The following is a 17466-nucleotide window of genomic DNA, read 5'->3' on the forward strand; positions in this document are numbered from 1 at the left end:
GGGTGAACCCCGATTTTCGACCCCAAATGCTCGTCCCGTGATCTGGAGCAGGGAAGATGGCCCGCATGACAAAGGCGACAGAAGTGACCGGGGACCTTTCGCCGGGTGTCATCCCCCGCAGCCCCATCGCGAAGACGAGGCTGTTCTTCAAACTCCATTGGCACCGCGGCGCGCCGGGACAGGCGACGCCGGACTGGGTGCTGAACTTCTGCTACTCGATGTGGCTGGCGGCGTTCGCCTTCAAACTGGTGGGCTCGTCGTGGGACATGTCGTGGCATTTCATGTGGTTGCGTGACGACCTCGCCCCGCCGCACCTGATCAACACCGTCGGCACGGTGATCATCATGGTGCTGGTGGCGATCCACAGCTACACCGGGATGGGCGCCGACCGCCGTTCACTGCGGCTGATGCAGATCGGGCTCGTGGTGTTCCTCATCGCGGCGCCGCTGGACGTCATCAACCACCGCGTCAACGGTCTCGACCTGACCGCGTGGAGCCCGTCGCACATGATGCTCTACATCGGAACGGGCATCATGCAGGCCGGCGTGATCATGGGCTGGCTGAAGTACGCCAAGCCCGGCCGCCTGCGCACCGGTGTCCTGATCGGACTGTGGGCGTTCTTCCTGGAGAACACGTTCTTCCCGAACGGTCAGCAGGAATACGGCATCCTCGGCCTGCGCGCCTGGGAGCGCGGCGCACCCGAGGCCGAGCCCGAGCTGCTGAACTTCGCCGCCGACCAGATCGGGCATCCGGTCGACCGGGTGGCCGTCGAGTACTTCACGATGCCGATCGACGACTGGGTCTACCCGCTGTGGGGTATCGGCGTGATGGCGCTGATCTTCGCGCTGGCGCGGCACACCACCGGCTTCCGCTGGGCCGGGACGACGGTCGCCGCCGCCTACCTCGCGTACCGGCTGGTGATGTGGCCGCTGCTGCTCGGGATGGGTTTCCCGGTCTCGGTCGTGCCGTTCTACCTGCTCGCCGTCGGCCTCGCCGTCGACCTGGCGTTCCGCATCGGCCGGGGCCATCCGCTGCTGACGGCGGGCGCGGGCGCGCTGCTGGTGACGGCGTTCGGCTACGGGATGCTGTGGGTGCAGTCGCAGTTCCGGCCGTGGATCCTCGGCGACGCGCAGACGGAGTCGGCGCCGCCGGTCGCCTACTGGACGGCCGTGGTCTGTCTGGCCGGGGTCGGCGTGCTGTGGGCCGCCGCCGGACCGGGGACGCGAGCGATGAACTCGCTGCTGGAGAAGCCCCGCGAGAAGACGACGCTGCCGGCCGCCTGAGGCTCCGAGTACGTGAAGGCCCCCTTCCTTGCGCTGGACGCAAGAAAGGGGGCCTTCACGTACCTCCCGCATTCAGAGGACTAAATGCGTACGGGTCAAAGCTTCTTGCCGGCCGAGCCCAGCGACTGAGCGGCCTCGACGACGCGCGTGGCCATGCCGGCCTCAGCGGCCTTCAGGTAGCTACGCGGGTCGTAGACCTTCTTGTTGCCGACCTCGCCGTCGATCTTCAGGACACCGTCGTAGTTCTTGAAGAAGTGGTCCGCGATGGGCCGGGTGAAGGCGTACTGCGTGTCGGTGTCGACGTTCATCTTCACGACGCCGTACGACACCGCCTCGCGGATCTCCTCCGGCAGCGAGCCGGAACCGCCGTGGAAGACGAGCTCGAACGGCTTCGAACCGGCCGCGAGGCCGAGCTTCTTCGCCGCCGCCTCCTGGCCGCCCTTGAGCACGTCCGGGCGCAGCTTCACGTTGCCGGGCTTGTAGACGCCGTGCACGTTGCCGAAGGTCGCGGCCAGCAGGTAGCGGCCGTTCTCGCCGGAGCCGAGCGCGTCGATCGTCTTCAGGAAATCGCCCTCGGCGGTGTACAGCTTCTCGTTGATCTCGGCTTCGACGCCGTCTTCCTCGCCGCCGACGACGCCGATCTCGACCTCGAGGATGATGTTCGCGGCCGCGGCCTTGGCGAGCAGCTCCTGCGCGATCTCGAGGTTCTCGTCGAGGTCGATCGCGGAGCCGTCCCACATGTGGCTCTGGAACAGCGGGTGCTGACCGTTCTTGACGCGCTCCGCCGAGATCTCGATCAGCGGGCGGACGAAGCCGTCGAGCTTGTCCTTCGGGCAGTGGTCGGTGTGCAGCGCGACGTTCACGTCATACTTGGCGGCCACGACCTGGGCGAACTCGGCGAGCGCGACCGAACCGGTCACCATGTCCTTGACCTTCTGGCCGGACGCGAACTCCGCGCCGCCGGTGGAGAACTGGATGATCCCGTCGCTCTCCGCCTCGGCGAACCCGCGGATGGCGGCGTTCAGGGTCTCCGACGAGGTCACGTTGATGGCCGGGTAGGCGAATTCGTTCGCCTTCGCCCGGTCGAGCATCTCCGCGTAGACCTCGGGGGTGGCGATGGGCATCGTTTACTCCTCCTCGAAGCAGGCTGGTGCACCTCTCGGCCGCATCGTACGAGGTCGGCCGGGAGGTGCCTACAGCCGTCGCGTCAGAGGAGGACCGCGGCGAGCGCCCGGTAGACCGGCAGAGGGTCCTGGTTCAGTACCTGGACGTTGACGTGGTCCGCCCCGGCCTCGATATGCGCGGTGACGCCGCGGGCGACCGTCTCGGCGTCGCCGTGGACGGCCAGCGCGTCGATCAGCTTGTCGCTGCCCTCGCCTGCCAGGTCTTCGTCGGTGAAACCGAGTTTCCGCAGGGAGTTCGTGTAGTTGACGAGGCCGAGGTAGAACTTGACGCTCGGCCGTCCGATCTCACGGGCCTTCGCCGGATCGGCCTCGAGGACGACCTTCTGCTCGGGCGCGAGCAGCGGTCCTTCGCCGAGGATCTCGCGCGCCTGGCGGGTGTGCTCGGGCGTCATCAGGTACGGGTGGGCTCCCGCTGTGCGGTCTCCTGCGAGTTTGATCACCTTCGGGCCGAGCGCGGCGAGCACGCGGCCTTCGACGGGCACTCCGGCGGCGTCGAGAGCGTCGAGGTACTCGACCAGCGCCGCGTACGGCTTCTTGAACTCCGCGGTGTGCTCACGGTGCCCGGCGCCGATACCGAGCAGGAAGCGGCCCGGGTGCTTCGCCTCGATGCGCTTGTACGACTCGGCGACCGTGGCCGCGTCGTCCTTCCAGATGTTGACGATGCCGGTGGCCACCTTGATCGTCTTCGTCGCGTCGAGCAGCTCCTCCGCCTTCACGAGGTCGCCGTCCGGTGAGCCACCGAGCCAGATCGCGCCGTAGCCGAGTTCCTCCAGCTCACGGGCGAGGTCCGGGGTGAAGACGGATTCGTGCTGCCAGATGCCGATCCTGCCGAGTTCGATTCCCATGTACCGACGCAACACCGCGGACGGGCGATGTCTTCCCTTATGTTCGGGGTATGGCGAAACTCGGGAACACCGACCTCGACGTCCGTGGGATCAACCTCGGCGGCAACGTCTTCGGCTGGACCGCGGACCAGGAGCAGTCCTTCGCCGTCCTCGACGCCTATACGGCGGCGGGCGGCAACTTCATCGACACGGCCGACCTCTATTCGGCAGGCGGTTCCGAGACGATCATCGGCGAATGGCTGGGCAAACGCGGCCACCGCGACGACGTCGTCATCGCGACCAAGACCGGTATGTGGGAAGAGCGGAAGGGGCTGTCGGCGGCGAACATCGCGGCGGCGGCCGAAGACTCGCTCCGGCGGCTCCGGACCGATCACATCGACCTCTATTACGCGCACATCGACGATCCGGAGACCCCGATCGAGGAGACGCTGCGGGCCTTCGACGCGCTCGTGCGCGCGGGCAAGGTGCGGTACATCGCGGCATCGAACTACTCGGCCGAACGACTGAGCGAAGCACTGTCCATTTCGGACCGCGAGGGGCTGGCGAAGTTCGTCGCGCTGCAACCGCACTACAACCTCGTCGAGCGGGACTACGAACAGGACCTGGCTCCGACGGTCGAGCGCGAAGGCCTGACCGTCCTGCCGTATTTCTCGCTGGCCAAGGGTTTCCTCGCCGGGAAGTACCGCTCGAAGGACAAGCTCGGCGACAGCCCGCGTGCCGCCCGCGCATCGTCCTATTTGGACGTACGGGGCGAGCGGGTGCTCGCGGCGCTCGACGAGGTCGCGGTCTCCCGCGGCGTCCCGGTCGCCGCCGTTTCCCTCGCCTGGCTGTTCGCGCAGCCGACCGTCACCGCGCCCATCGCGAGCGCCCGCTCGGTCGAGCAGCTGAACGACCTCCTGCCCGCCGCCGACCTCTCGCTCACCTCCGAGGAGATCGACGCCCTCAGCGCCGCCTCGCGCTGACCACCCCCCGCGTTTCGTCCTCTGGATGCGGTAGTTGGCACCACGAACTACCGCATCCAGAGGACGAAACGCGGACTTACTTGCGGGTAGCTTACTCCGGGTAGGTTGGGGTACCGTCCGAAAGCCTTAGGGCTCGGACGAGGAGGCAACGTGGCCAAGAACAGCGTGAACGGCAAGGTCGTCCTGATCACCGGCGCCGCGAGGGGCATCGGCGCGGGGCTCGCCGAGCGCCTGGCCGCGCAGGGCGCGAAGGTCGCATTGGTCGGCATCGAAGCCAAGGAACAGCAGGCCGTCGCCGACAAGATCGGCCCCAGCGCGCACGCCTGGGAAGCCGACGTCACCAGCTGGGACGACCTCGAACGGGCCACCGCGGGCGTCGTCGAGCACTTCGGCGGGATCGACATCGTCATCGCGAACGCCGGCATCGCGACCTCCGGTTTCGTCCGGTCGGTGGATCCGGCCGCCTTCGAGAAGGTCATCGAGGTCGACCTGCTCGGCGTTTGGCGCACCTTCCGCGTCACCCTTCCGCATGTCATCGACCGCAAGGGCTACCTGCTCGCGATCTCCTCGCTGGCCGCGATCACCCATGCGCCCGGCATGGCCAACTACGCCGCCGCGAAGGCGGGCGTCGAGGCGTTCTGCAACAGCTTCCGCGCCGAAGTCGCTCACCTCGGCGTGAAGGTCGGCGTCGCGCACCCGACCTGGATCCGCACCGACCTCGTCGAGAGCGCCGACCAGCACCCCGTCTTCGGCAAGCTCCGCGCCGGCATGCCCGGCCTGCTCGGCAAGACGTACCCGCTTTCCGTCGCGCTCGACCACCTCCAGGCCGGGGTCAACAAACGCGCCCGCACCGTGCACGTGCCCCGCTGGGTCGGCGGACTGAAGCTGATCCGCGCGTTCCTGCCGCCGATCATCGAGATCGGCGCGAAGGGCCGGATCAAGAAGGCCGACGCCGCGGCGCTCATGGACATCAAGGAGCGCGGCGCGTACGAATCTTCAGTGACCGGCCAGGCAGGCCGGGCCGCCACACGAAAGGGCTGACGCATGTCCCGTCGCGACCAGATCCGCATGTCACCTGACGAACTCGCCGCCTACCTCGACGAGCAGAAGGTCATCAACGTCGCGACGATCGGCAGAGGCGGCCGCCCGCATCTGGCGCCCCTCTGGTACTACCCGCACGAGTCCGGCGTCGCGACCTGGACCTACGGCACGTCCCAGAAGGCGAAGAACCTGGAGCGAGACCCCCGCGCCACCGTGCTCATCGAGGACGGCGAAAGCTACGAGAAGCTGCGCGGGGTCTCGCTCGAAGCCGACGTCGAGGTCATCACCGATACGGCCGCGGTCACCCAGATGGGTATCAACCTCATGCAGCGGTACGCGGGCGCCAAGCCCGGGGACCCGGTGCCCGACGAGCTGTCGGGATTCATCGGCAAGCAGGCCCCGAAGCGGATTGGGCTGATCTTCCGCCCGACCAAGATCGTGAGCTGGGACCACACGAAGCTCGGCGGCACGTACTGACGGGTAGGTAGTACTAGCAAGTAACTGTTACTTGAGGTAACGTCATCTGGGCACGAACGCCTCGAAGTGGAGGATTGCCAGATGACCGAGCGATTCAAGGTCGTGATCGTGGGCACCGGGTTCTCCGGGCTCGGCCAGGCCATCCAGCTCGAAAAAGCCGGGATCTCCGACTACGTGATCCTGGAGAAGGCGGACGAAGTCGGCGGTACGTGGCGCGACAACTCGTACCCCGGCTGCGCCTGCGACGTGCAGTCCCACATGTACTCGTTCTCGTACGAGCAGAACCCGGACTGGTCGCGGTCGTTCTCGCCGGCCCCCGAGATCTTCCAGTACCTCAAGGACGTCACCGACAAGTACCGGCTTCGCCGCAAGATCCGCTTCGGCGTCGAGCTCACCGGCGCGACCTGGGACGAGACCGGGCGCCGCTGGCACGTGCACACCAAATCGGGTGAGTTCGAGGCCCAGTTCCTGATCTCGGGCGTCGGCGGCCTGCACATCCCGCAGGTGCCCGCGCTGCCCGGGATCGAGAAGTTCAAGGGCCAGACCTGGCATTCCGCTCAGTGGAACCACGAGTACGACCTGCGCGGCAAGAAGGTCGCCGTGGTCGGCACCGGCGCGAGCGCGGTCCAGTTCGTCCCGCGGATCGCCCCCGAGGTCGACGAGCTGACGCTGTTCCAGCGCACGCCGCCGTGGATCATGCCGAAGCCCGACCACGCCATGCCGGGCTGGGCCAAGACCGCGTTCCGCCGGATCCCCGGTGTGCAACGGCTTTACCGCAACGCGCTGTACTGGTTCCTCGAAGTGCGCGCCGTCGGCTTCAACGGCCACCCCGCGATCATGAAGGCCGGCGAGGTGATCGCGAAGCGCCACATCGGCAAGGCGATCAAGGATCCGAAGCTGCGCAAGAAGGTCACCCCGGACTACACCATGGGCTGCAAGCGGGTGCTGATCTCCAACGACTACTACCCGGCGATCAACCGGTCCAATGTGGACGTCAACACCGAAGGCGTGCGCGAGGTCAAGGCGCATGGCGTCGTCGACGGGAACGGCGTCGAGCACGAGGTCGACGCGATCATCTACGGCACCGGCTTCAAGGTCACGGACGCCTTGGAATACCTGGACATCACCGGGATCGACGGCCGCGACCTCGCCAAGGAATGGGCGGCCGAGGGGATGCACACGCACAAGGGCATCACCGTTTCCGGTTTCCCCAACCTGTTCTTCCTGCTCGGCCCGAACACCGCGCTGGGCCACAACTCCGTCGTCTTCATGATCGAGTCGCAGTCGCGGTACGTCGTCGACGCGATCAAGCTCGCCGACTCGCGTGGCGCCGCCGCGCTCGACGTCCGCGCCGGTGTGCAGGAGAAGTTCCAGCGCGAGATCCAGGACAAACTCGTCAAGGGCGTGTGGACGCAGGGCGGCTGCAAGAGCTGGTATCTCGACGCGAAGGGTGTCAACCGGACGATCTGGCCGGGCTTCACCTGGCGCTACTGGCTCGAAACCCGCAAGGTCGACCCGAGCGACTACGAACTCAGCGGGAGGTCGTCGTGACGGACCACGAGCAGATCGTCCTGCACGCGCGCGACGTCGAGTTCGACTGGGCGTCGTTGCCGATGCACTGGATTCCGGGCGAGCCGCAGGCGACGCACACGATCAACGTGCTGCATCTGGCGCTGCCGGAGGGCGAACGCTGGTTCGTCGAGGTGTTCAAGCAGGCCGTGCCGCTGATCCGCGACGAGCGGCTCAAGGAGGACGTCCTCGGCTTCATCGGCCAGGAGGCCATGCACGCCGAGGCGCACGACGGCGCCGCGGAACACCTCGAAGCGGCGGGCGTCCACGTGCGGCCGTACATCGCGCAGATGGAGTGGATGTTCCGCCGTCTGCTCGGCGACCGCGACCTTTCCGCCAAACGGCGCGAGGAGTGGCTGATCGAACGGCTCGCCATCGTCGCCGCCATCGAGCACTACACCGCGTTCCTCGGCCAGTGGATCCTCGACGCCGAAGCGCTCGACAAGGCGGGCGCCGACCCGACGATGCTGGATCTCCTGCGCTGGCACGGCGCCGAAGAGGTCGAGCACCGCTCTGTCGCCTTCGATCTGTTCATGCACCTCGACGGCCGCTACACCCGCCGCGTGCGCAGCATGCTCGTGGTGACGCCGGTACTGGCCTGGGTTTTCCTGCGGGGTACCAGGTTCCTCATGAAGAACGATCCGACGAGGCCGGGCAGGACGAGTTTCCGGACCTATCTGCGCGTGGCGAAGCTCGGGCTCCTGCCCTCAGGCAAGCAGCTGCGGCGCGAGATCCGGCCGTACTTCCGGAAGTCCTACCACCCGACCGAAACCGGCGACACCGATCAGGCCGTCGCGTACCTCGCGAGTTCGCCGGCCGCGCTGGCCGCCGACGAACCCCGGTGATGACAGCGCCTCGGCCCCTGCGGCTCGACGGCAGCGGGCGCACCGACCGCGCGATGGCTTCGCTGACCGGTGTCGTCGCGCTGTATCGCAGGCTCAGCGGCGTGAGCGGCCGCCGTCGCCCGCCGGTGGCCGACGTCGACCGTGACCTCCCGCTGGTCGTCGACGATGTCCGTCGCGAAGCCGACGGCGTCGCCGGCCTGCGGCTGGTGCACGAACGCGGCGAAGCGCTGCCGCGATGGCGGCCCGGCGCGCACATCGACCTTTCGCCCCGGCCGGGACTGGTCCGTCAGTACTCCTTGTGCGGCGATCCGGACGACCGCTCGGCCTACCGCGTCGGTGTCCGCCTGCTCGGCGAGGGATCGACGGCGGTGCACGCGTTGAAGAAGGGCGCCCGGATCACGGGGCGCGGCCCGCGCAACGCGTTCCCGTTCGTCGTGAGCCCGGCGTACCTGTTCGTCGCGGGCGGTATCGGGATCACGCCGATCCTGCCGATGGTGCGGCAGGCCGCCGCGGCGGGCGCGGACTGGCGACTGGTCTACACCGGCCGCGACGAGGGTTCGATGCCGTTCTTGGAGGAATTGTCCGGATTCTCCGACCGCGTCTGGATTCGTCCGGACACGGACTACGGAATCCCCGCCTCCGGCGCGGAACTCCTCGAAGGGGCCCCGGAAGGCGCGCCGATCTATTGCTGCGGCCCGGTTCCGATGATCGTCGGCGTCCGGACCGACGCCGCGCTGCGGGGTTCGGGGCCGGTGTTCTTCGAACGGTTCTCGACGCCGCCTATCGTCGGCGGCAAGCCGTTCCGTGTCGAACTGGCCCGCAGCGGCGTCACCTTGGACGTCCCCGCCGACCGGACGACGCTCGACGTCCTGCGCGAAACCGTGCCCGGTATCGCGTATTCGTGCCGTCAGGGGTTCTGCGGGACTTGCGAACTGCCGACGGTGACCGGCGACCGCGTCCGGGTCTGCGTCGAACGCGAGCCGGTCACCCTCGATCTCTGAGTCGTCAGGCTTCCTTGGGGATCCAGGAGCCGATGACCGGCTTGAACTCGCGCACGGTCCGCTTCGCGACGACACCTTCGAGGTGGTACGGATCCTTGTCGATGATCTCCAGCAGCGCCGCCTCGTCCGCCGCCTGGTACATCGAGATGCCGCCGGAGCCGTCGCCCAGCGGGCCGCCGAGCGCGACGACGCCCTGGTCGGCGAGGGCGGACAGGAATTCCCGGTGCCGGGGGCGCACATCCGCCAGCTTCTCCTGCACGTAGGTGATCTCCACCAGGAACCAGGCCATCGACATCTCCAAGGTCGCTCCAACGGACGCCCCCCAGCTTCTCAGGATCCGATCAGGCAGGACTCCCGCCCCACCCGATACGCTGATCGAGCGCCATGCACAGGTTGTGCTTCAAAGGGGTAAATGAACAGGTAGGGGTACATGCTCGAGGGCAATGCGGAACGCAGTGTCGAGGCGACCCTCGGCCATCTGCGCACCATGGACGGACCGGTCACGCCACCGCCGCCTGCGGCACCGTTGACCCTTGAGGATCTCTATCGCCAGCACCGGATGCGGCTCGTCCGGCTGGCCATCCTGCTCGTGGACGAACCCGCGACCGCCGAGGACGTCGTCCAGGAGGCCTTCACCGGCCTGCACCGCAACTGGGGACGCCTGCGCGACGCCGCCGCGGCCGTCGGATACCTGCGCACCGCCGTGGTCAACGGATCACGCAGTGTGTTGCGCCGCCGCAAGACCGCTCGCGAGTACGTCGCACCGCACGCTGTCAACGCGCGTTCGGCCGAAAGCCTCGCCATGCTGTCGAGTGAACATCAGGCCGTGGTGAGCGCTTTGTCCAAGCTGCCCCCTCGCCAGCGCGAGGTTCTGGTCCTCCGTTACTACGGTGGGCTGAGTGAGGCCGAAATCTCGGAGGCCGCCGGGATTTCGAAAGGTACCGTTAAGTCAACCGCCAGCCGGGCGCTCGAAGCACTGCAGAAAGCGATGCAGTCACCGAACTGATGCCCGGCCTTCATCTCGACCGCTGGGTTGTGCCGCCATGCTTGGTCCAGACCAATATATGCTGGGGGGCGTGAGAGGCGCCGGAGATTTCGTGATCGTGGGCGGCCGGGTCGTCGCCCCGGACCGTGTACTCGACGACGGCTGGCTGGCTATCGCCGCCGGCAAGATCGTCCAAGTCGGTTCCGGGACACCCCCGGACATCGATCGCGTCGACGTCGACGGATGCCTGGTCGTGCCCGGCTTCGTCGACACCCACTGCCACGGCGGTGGGGGCGGATCGTTTTCCAGCTCGAATCCCGAGGAGCTGATCCGCGCGGTCCGCGCGCATCGGCGGCACGGGACCACGACCATGCTCGGCAGCCTGGTCTCGGACCCCATCCCGGTGCTCAGGGACCAGATCGCGGCCCTGCGTGAGCTGGTCCAAGAGGGTGAACTTGCCGGAATTCACCTTGAAGGACCCTTCATCTCGAAGGCGCGCTGCGGGGCGCACGATCCGGCGACGCTGATCGAGCCGGACACGGCGACGGTCAACGCGCTGCTCGGCGCGGGCCGCGGCGACATCCGGATGGTCACCCTCGCCCCTGAACTGCACGGCGGGATCAAGGCGGTCCGCCAGCTGGCCGAATCGGGCGTCATCGCCGCCATCGGGCACACCGACGGCGTCGAGGACCAGATCATCCCCGCGATCGACGCGGGCGCCTCCGTCGCGACCCACCTCTTCAACGCCATGCGGCCGCTCCACCACCGCGAACCCGGCCCGATCGGCGCGCTACTCGACGACGAGCGCATCACCGTCGAGCTGATCTGCGACCTCGTCCACGTGCACCCGACCGTGCTGCGGCTGGCCGCGCACCACGCCGGCAAGGGCCGGACGGTGCTCATCACCGACGCCATGTCCGCCACCGACGCCGCCGACGGCAGCTACATCCTCGGCCGCCTCGAGGTCGATGTCCGCGACGGTGTCGCCACCCTGGCAGGCAACGGCTCCCTGGCGGGCAGCACGCTGACCATGGACGCGGCCTTCCGCAACCTGGTCCGCGGCGCGGGTATCGACCTGCTCGACGCCGTGCGCGCGACCTCCGGGCGCCCCGCCGAACTGCTCGGCATCGCCGACCGGACCGGCTCGCTGCGCGCCGGGCTCGCGGCGGACGTCGTCGTGCTCGACCGGGACCTGCGGCCGGTCAAGGTGCTTCGTCAGGGCGAATGGGTCAAGGACGACGCTGCGGCTACATTGAGCGCCACGGCTCCGCTGAGCGGGGCGGTCGAAGGCGGTGTGTCGGTCAGCGACGGGTAGCGGCGAAAGGAGTCCCGGATGAGCGAGCCCAAGGACCCGGAGAAGCTCCTAGCCGACGCCCTGCGCGCCCAAGCCGTCTTCGCCCCTTCGGCGGAGCGGACCGCCGAGACAACCACGGACAAACCGGCCGAAACGGACACCGAGAGTAACCCCGGGACTCCCGGTGAGCACGAGCTGCCGCTGCAGTACGGGCTGCTGTCCGGCGCCGGTGCCGACTCGCTCGAACGAGAGCGCGTCGCGCTGGAAGACGCGGAAACGGCCAGGCTGGCGGAGCGCGCGACGCCGCCTCCGGCACCTTCGCCGAGCAGCCCGCCTCTGCCCGCGTACTGGGTGTTGTTGCTGGCCGTCCTGCTGGGGCTCGCGGCAGGCTCGGTGATCGGGCTGCTCACGCTGATCTGAGCCGCCCTCTCCCGCCGGGTCAGGGCACTCAGCGTCACCCTGTACCGTTTTGGTGTGATCCTGGCGCAGAACACCGTGACGACGATGGGCCTCCTGCCGGAGTGGCTGGACCCGCAGCACCTGCTCAGCGGACTGACCGTTCCGGTCGTCACCATCCTCTGCTTGATCATCTTCATCGAGAGCAGCATCTTCCCGGTGCTGCCCGGTGACTCACTCCTGTTCACCGCGGGCCTGTTCATCGCGAACGGCTCGATCGAGGCGCCGCTGTGGCTGGTGTGCGTCCTGGTCACCGTCGCCGCGCTGATCGGCAACGCGGTCGGCTACGGTCTCGGCTGGAAGATCGGGCCCTGGCTGTTCCGCAAGCCGGACTCGAAGTTCTTCAACCAGAAGTACGTGGACCAGACCCACGCCTTCCTGGAGAAGCACGGGCCGAAGGCGGTCGTCCTGGCGCGGTTCGTGCCGTTCGTGCGGACGTTCATCACCTGGATCGCCGGTATCGGCAAGATGGACCCGAAGAAGTACTTCGTCTACACCGTCATCGGCGGCATCCTGTGGGCCGCCGGGATCACCGCGCTCGGCCACCTGCTCGGCGGCGTCGCGTTCATCCGCGACAACGTGGACGCGATCTTCATCCTGATCGTGCTGGTCTCGGTGGTGCCGATCGTGATCGAGTACCTGAAGTCGCGGCGCGAGAAGAAGCACGCGAACACCGCGACCGGTCTCGTCGCCGACACCGCCGAAGACGTCACGCAGCAGATCCCGCGCGTCCGCGACTGACCCTTCCTCGCGCCTCGTGAGTGGTAAGGACGGTTCTAACCGTCCTTACCACTCACGAGGTCAGAGGGAGAACATCGAGCCCGGGTTGAAGAGGTTCCCCGGGTCCAGTGCCCGCTTGATCTGCCGGTGCACCTGGATGCCGACCTCGCCGATCTCCTTGGCGAGCCACTCGCGTTTGATCCGGCCGATACCGTGCTCGCCGGTGACCGTCCCGCCCAGCGACAGGGCCACGTCGAGGATCGCGTCGAAGGCGATCCGCGCGCGGGCGAACTCCTCCTCGGAATCGGGCGCGTAGACGATCGTCGGGTGCATGTTGCCGTCACCGGCGTGGCCGACGACGGCGATCCGCAGGCCGACCTCCTCGCTGATCCGCTCGCAGCCGGCGATCAGTTCGGCGATGCGCGTGCGCGGCACGCAGACGTCGTCGGTCAGCCAGACGCCGTACATCTCCAGCGCGGTGAGCACGACCCGCCGCGCCTGCAGCAGCATCTTGCCCTCTTCGAGATCCTCGGTGGCGTACGCCAGATCCGCGCCGCAGTCGACACAGATCTGTTCGAGCGCGGCGAGTTCCCGCCGCGCGACCTCGCCGCCGGAGTCGGATTGCGCGAGCAGCAAGGCCTTGCAGTCCGAGCTCGTGCCGAGATCGGTCTTGAGGTAGGCCTCGGCCGCCTTGATGGACGTCGCGTCCATGATCTCCATGAGCGACGGCACCAGGCCTTCACGCACGACCCGGGCGACGGCCTCGCCCGCCGCTTCGGTGCTGTTGAAGGCGGCGACGAGCGTGGCGGGCAGCTGTGGCAACGGTTTCAGCGCGACGGTCGCCTGCGTGATCACGCCGAGCGTGCCCTCACTGCCGACGAAGAGCCGCGCGAGGTCGTACCCCGCGACGCCCTTCACCGTGCGGCGCCCGGTCTTCAGCACCGAGCCGTCGGCGAGCACGACTTCCAGCCCCAGCACGGAATCCGTGGTGACGCCGTACTTCACGCAACACAGTCCGCCCGCGTTGGTGGACAGGTTCCCGCCGATGGTGCACCAGTCGTAGCTGGACGGATCCGGCGGATAGAACAGGCCGTGCTTTTCCACCGCGTTGCGGAAATCGAGGTTCACCACGCCGGGCTGCACGACGGCGAGCCGGTTGCCTTCGTCGATTTCGACGATCTGGTCGAGTTTCGTCAGCACCAGCACGACACAGCCGTCGATCGCGTTCGCGGCGCCGGACAGACCACTGCCGGCGCCGCGGGGCACGATCGGCACCTCGAACTCCGCACAGGCCTTGACCACGGCCTGCACACCCTCCACATCGGACGGAAGCACCACCGCGAGGGGTTTGCCGCTGTCGGCCAGCGGCATCATGTCGCGCGAATAGGCGTCCGTGACGTCGGTGTCGGTGAGCACCGCGGCGTCGCCGAGATGCTCGCGGAGGCGGGTGACCAGGGCATGGTTGTTCATGCCCTCATCGTAGGCCGGATCAGCTCCGCACTGCGGAATTTTTTTTCCGATCTAGCAGAACGAAGGCCTGAACACCTGTATAGACGAGCACGGCCACGCCCGCCCATGCGGTGACGTGCATCCCCTGAGTGAAGGCCTCGCGAGCCGATTCCAGGAGCGCCTGCCCAGCCACAGGGTCGAGCTGCTGCGCCGTCGCGACCGCGCCACCGAGCGTGTCCCTGGCGGACTCGGCCGTTCCCTCCGGCAGGCCGGACCGGTAGACCGCGGTCGCGACACTGCCGAGGATGGCCGTGCCGAGCGCGCCACCCAGCTCGAACCCGGTCTCGGAGATCGCCGAAGCGGCCCCCGCGCGTTCGGCCGGGGCGGCCGAGATGACCAGGTCGTTCGTCAGCGTCTCCGACAGGGCGACACCGCCGCCGAGCAGCGTGAACGACACCACGACGTACGCGAGCCCGCCGCCGGACGACACCTGCGTCAGCGCGAGGAAACCGACCGCCGCGACCAGGAGACCACCGCTGACCAGCACCGAGACCCGGATCCGCTTCGCGAGCCAGGCCGCGATGAGCGCGCCGGCGATCCCGGCGGCCGTCGCCGGGAGCATCCACAGCGCGGCGACGACCGGAGTCAGCCCGAGCACCAGCTGCAGGTACTGCGGCACCAGGAACAGCAGGCCGACCATGGCGAACACGCCGAGCATGTTCGTCACGACGGAGCCGCTGAAGGCCCGGTTCGAGAACAGCTTCAGGTCGAGCATCGGCTCGTCGAGGCTGTTCTGCCTGCGGACGAACACGACGCCGAGCGCGAGCCCGATCAGGACGCTGACCGCGGCCTTCCAGGTGAAGCCGTGTTCGGCGACCAGCTTGATGCCGTAGACCACCGGCAACATCGCGGCCAGCGACAGCAGCGCCGACAGCGGATCGAAGCGGCCCGGCTTCGGGTCACGCGCCTCCGGCAGCACGAACGGTCCGATGATCAGCAGCACCAGCATCACCGGCACGTTGATGAGGAACACCGAACCCCACCAGAAGTGCTCCAGCAGCCACCCGCCGAGCACCGGCCCGAGCGCCATCCCGCCGGAGAACCCGGCGCTCCACACCGCGATCGCGGTCCGGCGCTGCTTGGGGTCGACGAAGATGCTGCGGATCAGCGACAGCGTCGACGGCATCAGCGTCGCGCCACCCACGCCGAGCAGCGCCCTGGCGATGATCAGCATGAACGCGCTGGTCGAGAAGGCCGCGAGCACCGACGCGGCACCGAACGCCGCGGCGCCCATGAGCAGCAGCTTGCGACGGCCGATGCGGTCACCGAGCGTGCCCATCAGGACCAGCAGGCCCGCCAGCATGAACGAGTAGATGTCGACGATCCACAACTGCTCCGCACCGGTGGGCGCCAGATCCTCGGACAGGAACGGCAGCGCGAACCCGAGCACCGTCATGTCCACGCTGATCAGCAGCACCGGAAGCACCAGTACCGCCAACGCCCACCACTGCTTGCGCCCCGCCATGGCGCACTCTCCTTTAGCTAAACCGTCTGGACGGTACAGTTACCGCCTGATGCGAAGGTAAACCGTCCAGACGGTATAGTCAACTGATATGGCGAAGCCCACCGCGAAGGAACGCATCCTCGACTCGTACGAGGAGATCCTCATCGAGCAGGGTCCCGGCGGGGTCACCCTCGACGCCGTCGCCGCGCACGCCGGAGTCTCGAAGGGCGGCCTGCTCTACCACTTCGGCTCCAAGGAAGCCCTGGTAGACGGCCTGATGGAGCGTCTCGCCACGTTGTCGGAAGCGGATCTCGAAGAGGCGCGGAACGCGCCAGAAGGCGTCGTTTCCTGGTACCTGCGGACGGCGATCACCGACGTCACCGAGCGCAAGGCACTGCACCGCACGACCATGGCGACGATCCGGATCATGCTCAGCGAACCACGGGTCGCCGAGGTCGTCCAGGTTTACAACCAGAAGCTCCAGGACCTGATCAGCGAACACGTCGACGACACTTTGGCCGCCGAACTGATCATCCTGGTGGGCGACGGCCTCTACCTCCGGGCGGCGCTCGGCCGGGGCGACGCGAGCCCCCTGCTCGACCGGATCGACGAGATCAAGGCCCGCCTCCAGCGCTGACCCCCTCATGCGTTTCGTCCTCTGAATGCGGTCCTTGCGCGTGCAACTACCGCATCCAGAGGACGAAACGCGGGAGATCTACATCTGGATCCCGTAGACGCGCTCGATCGGGATGGTCAGCAGAACGCGCTGGTCGGCGACCATGGCGTCGCGGAACTCGTCCCAGTCCGGATGCTCCCCCCGGGCCCGCCGGTAGTGATCCACCAGCGCGTCGACGGTCTCGTCGTCGCGCGAAGCGGCGGTCGGCGTGAGCACCGCCGGACCTTCCACGACGACGTAGCCGTCACCGCTCTCGGTCGACACGTGGAACGTCGCCCGCGGGTCGCGCTGGAGGTTCTTGGTCTTGGCGCGCGGCGCGGTGATCGAGATCAGGATCGCCCCGGCGTCCGCGTCGTAGAGGTAGTTGACGGTCGACAGCTGCGGCCTGCCGTCCCGCTTGATGGTGGCGAGGGTGCCGAAGTCGCGGGCGGCGAGGATCGAGTAGAGCGCGGAGTCGGTCATGCCTCCATCAAAGCAAAAGTGCAGCTCAGGGCGAACCGGACAAACATGCACGAATAAATGTGCTTGCATGCGGCAACTAAAGTGTCATCCGACACACAACGTCACTTTCTCCTTGCGAAGCATCCTTGAGAGGCACATCCTTGCTCTAGGCAACTAGTTGCAGTGACCAAGCAACCGGCGAGAGAGACCACCATGACACCCACGACACCCGGCACCAGGTCGAAGGCCGACCTCGATCTGGCCGACACCCTCGGGCACGAGCTCGTGCGGCTCGTGCGCCTGGTCAACCGGGCGAAGTCCCAGGTGTCCAAGCAGGGGCCGGACGGCATCGAGCGGGCCGCGTACGCGATCCTTTTCTGCCTCATCCACGTCGGCCCCCAGCGGACCAGCAAACTCGCCGAGTTCCTGCACTCCGAGATCTCGACCATCAGCAGGCAGTCGAGCTCGCTCGTCCAGCACGGCCTGGTCGAGCGCCTGGCCGACCCCGAAGACGGCCGCGCCTGCCTGCTCGCACCGACCGCCGAAGGACTCCGGGTCTTCGAGGAGAACCGCAAGCAGCGGAACCAGTGGCTCGCCGAGGTGCTCGGCGACTGGTCCGACGACGACCGGAAGACCCTCAACTCGCTGTTCCACCGGCTGAACGACGACATCGAAAAAACATCTCCGCAGTTCGCCGACCCCGCGTCGGCGTCGAAGGCCAAGGGGGCCTGAAG

At 67.7% G+C, this 17466-nt stretch carries 19 protein-coding genes; 13 read left to right on the top strand and 6 right to left on the bottom strand.

What is annotated here, in order from left to right; all coding sequences use genetic code 11:
* The first annotated feature begins 65 nt into the window (after positions 1–65).
* Positions 66–1283, top strand: coding sequence for a hypothetical protein (locus tag ACZ3HL_RS14105; RefSeq protein ID WP_465531221.1), 1218 nt, complete (start codon positions 66–68; stop codon positions 1281–1283).
* A gap of 95 nt (positions 1284–1378) precedes the next feature.
* Here ACZ3HL_RS14105 and fbaA read toward each other — a convergent pair whose 3' ends face one another.
* Positions 1379–2407, bottom strand: coding sequence for a class II fructose-bisphosphate aldolase (gene fbaA, locus ACZ3HL_RS14110; RefSeq protein ID WP_219147184.1), 1029 nt, complete (start codon positions 2405–2407; stop codon positions 1379–1381).
* 83 nt (positions 2408–2490) lie between these two features.
* Positions 2491–3312 carry an LLM class F420-dependent oxidoreductase gene (locus tag ACZ3HL_RS14115; RefSeq protein WP_465531223.1) on the bottom strand — a complete coding sequence of 274 codons (822 nt, stop codon included), beginning with the start codon at positions 3310–3312 and terminating at the stop codon, positions 2491–2493.
* Positions 3313–3362: 50 nt separating this feature from the next.
* On the opposite strand from ACZ3HL_RS14115, the gene ACZ3HL_RS14120 reads away from it, so the two are divergent.
* The 6 genes from ACZ3HL_RS14120 to ACZ3HL_RS14145 all read left to right on the top strand — a co-directional run bounded on the left by ACZ3HL_RS14120 (position 3363) and on the right by ACZ3HL_RS14145 (position 9207).
* Positions 3363–4274 (top strand): aldo/keto reductase, encoded by a 912-nt coding sequence (locus ACZ3HL_RS14120; protein ID WP_465531225.1) that lies wholly within the window; start codon positions 3363–3365, stop codon positions 4272–4274.
* Between the two features lie 150 nt (positions 4275–4424).
* Positions 4425–5315: an SDR family oxidoreductase gene (locus tag ACZ3HL_RS14125; RefSeq protein ID WP_037334573.1), complete on the top strand. Its 891-nt coding sequence runs from the start codon at positions 4425–4427 to the stop codon at positions 5313–5315.
* Between the two features lie 3 nt (positions 5316–5318).
* On the top strand, positions 5319–5792 hold the full coding sequence (locus ACZ3HL_RS14130) for a pyridoxamine 5'-phosphate oxidase family protein (RefSeq protein WP_465531227.1): 474 nt from the start codon (positions 5319–5321) through the stop codon (positions 5790–5792).
* Positions 5793–5873: 81 nt separating this feature from the next.
* Positions 5874–7343, top strand: a complete 1470-nt coding sequence (locus ACZ3HL_RS14135; protein WP_465421575.1) for a flavin-containing monooxygenase — start codon at positions 5874–5876, stop codon at positions 7341–7343.
* A complete protein-coding gene (locus ACZ3HL_RS14140; RefSeq protein ID WP_465531229.1) occupies positions 7340–8206 on the top strand; it encodes a metal-dependent hydrolase in 867 nt (288 codons plus the stop codon). The genes ACZ3HL_RS14135 and ACZ3HL_RS14140 overlap by 4 nt, the downstream gene beginning before the upstream one ends.
* Positions 8206–9207: a PDR/VanB family oxidoreductase gene (locus ACZ3HL_RS14145; protein WP_465531231.1), complete on the top strand. Its 1002-nt coding sequence runs from the start codon at positions 8206–8208 to the stop codon at positions 9205–9207. The genes ACZ3HL_RS14140 and ACZ3HL_RS14145 overlap by 1 nt, the downstream gene beginning before the upstream one ends.
* A gap of 4 nt (positions 9208–9211) precedes the next feature.
* Here ACZ3HL_RS14145 and ACZ3HL_RS14150 read toward each other — a convergent pair whose 3' ends face one another.
* Entirely contained in the window at positions 9212–9496 is a 285-nt protein-coding gene (locus tag ACZ3HL_RS14150; protein ID WP_126736292.1) for a YciI family protein, read from the bottom strand.
* Between the two features lie 141 nt (positions 9497–9637).
* On the opposite strand from ACZ3HL_RS14150, the gene ACZ3HL_RS14155 reads away from it, so the two are divergent.
* The 4 genes from ACZ3HL_RS14155 (at position 9638) to ACZ3HL_RS14170 (ending at position 12683) form a co-directional block, all read left to right on the top strand.
* A complete protein-coding gene (locus ACZ3HL_RS14155; protein WP_007032484.1) occupies positions 9638–10213 on the top strand; it encodes a SigE family RNA polymerase sigma factor in 576 nt (191 codons plus the stop codon).
* A gap of 91 nt (positions 10214–10304) precedes the next feature.
* A complete protein-coding gene (gene nagA, locus ACZ3HL_RS14160) occupies positions 10305–11507 on the top strand; it encodes an N-acetylglucosamine-6-phosphate deacetylase (protein WP_465421626.1) in 1203 nt (400 codons plus the stop codon).
* 18 nt (positions 11508–11525) lie between these two features.
* Complete coding sequence (locus tag ACZ3HL_RS14165; protein ID WP_465531233.1) at positions 11526–11906, top strand: hypothetical protein; 381 nt, start codon at positions 11526–11528, stop codon at positions 11904–11906.
* 54 nt (positions 11907–11960) lie between these two features.
* Positions 11961–12683 (top strand): DedA family protein, encoded by a 723-nt coding sequence (locus ACZ3HL_RS14170; protein ID WP_126736294.1) that lies wholly within the window; start codon positions 11961–11963, stop codon positions 12681–12683.
* Positions 12684–12743: 60 nt separating this feature from the next.
* On the opposite strand, the gene ACZ3HL_RS14175 is transcribed toward ACZ3HL_RS14170, so the two are convergent.
* Both ACZ3HL_RS14175 and ACZ3HL_RS14180 read right to left on the bottom strand, forming a co-directional pair.
* Complete coding sequence (locus ACZ3HL_RS14175; protein ID WP_465421565.1) at positions 12744–14132, bottom strand: FAD-binding oxidoreductase; 1389 nt, start codon at positions 14130–14132, stop codon at positions 12744–12746.
* A gap of 19 nt (positions 14133–14151) precedes the next feature.
* A complete protein-coding gene (locus tag ACZ3HL_RS14180; RefSeq protein ID WP_465531235.1) occupies positions 14152–15636 on the bottom strand; it encodes an MFS transporter in 1485 nt (494 codons plus the stop codon).
* A gap of 88 nt (positions 15637–15724) precedes the next feature.
* On the opposite strand from ACZ3HL_RS14180, the gene ACZ3HL_RS14185 reads away from it, so the two are divergent.
* Complete coding sequence (locus ACZ3HL_RS14185; protein WP_465531237.1) at positions 15725–16252, top strand: TetR/AcrR family transcriptional regulator; 528 nt, start codon at positions 15725–15727, stop codon at positions 16250–16252.
* A 78-nt stretch (positions 16253–16330) separates the two neighbouring features.
* On the opposite strand, the gene ACZ3HL_RS14190 is transcribed toward ACZ3HL_RS14185, so the two are convergent.
* On the bottom strand, positions 16331–16753 hold the full coding sequence (locus tag ACZ3HL_RS14190) for a PPOX class F420-dependent oxidoreductase (RefSeq protein ID WP_465531239.1): 423 nt from the start codon (positions 16751–16753) through the stop codon (positions 16331–16333).
* Positions 16754–16945: 192 nt separating this feature from the next.
* On the opposite strand from ACZ3HL_RS14190, the gene ACZ3HL_RS14195 reads away from it, so the two are divergent.
* On the top strand, positions 16946–17464 hold the full coding sequence (locus tag ACZ3HL_RS14195) for a MarR family winged helix-turn-helix transcriptional regulator (protein WP_219147159.1): 519 nt from the start codon (positions 16946–16948) through the stop codon (positions 17462–17464).
* The last annotated feature ends 2 nt before the right edge of the window (positions 17465–17466 follow it).

The organism is Amycolatopsis sp. NPDC000009 (assembly GCF_055563465.1).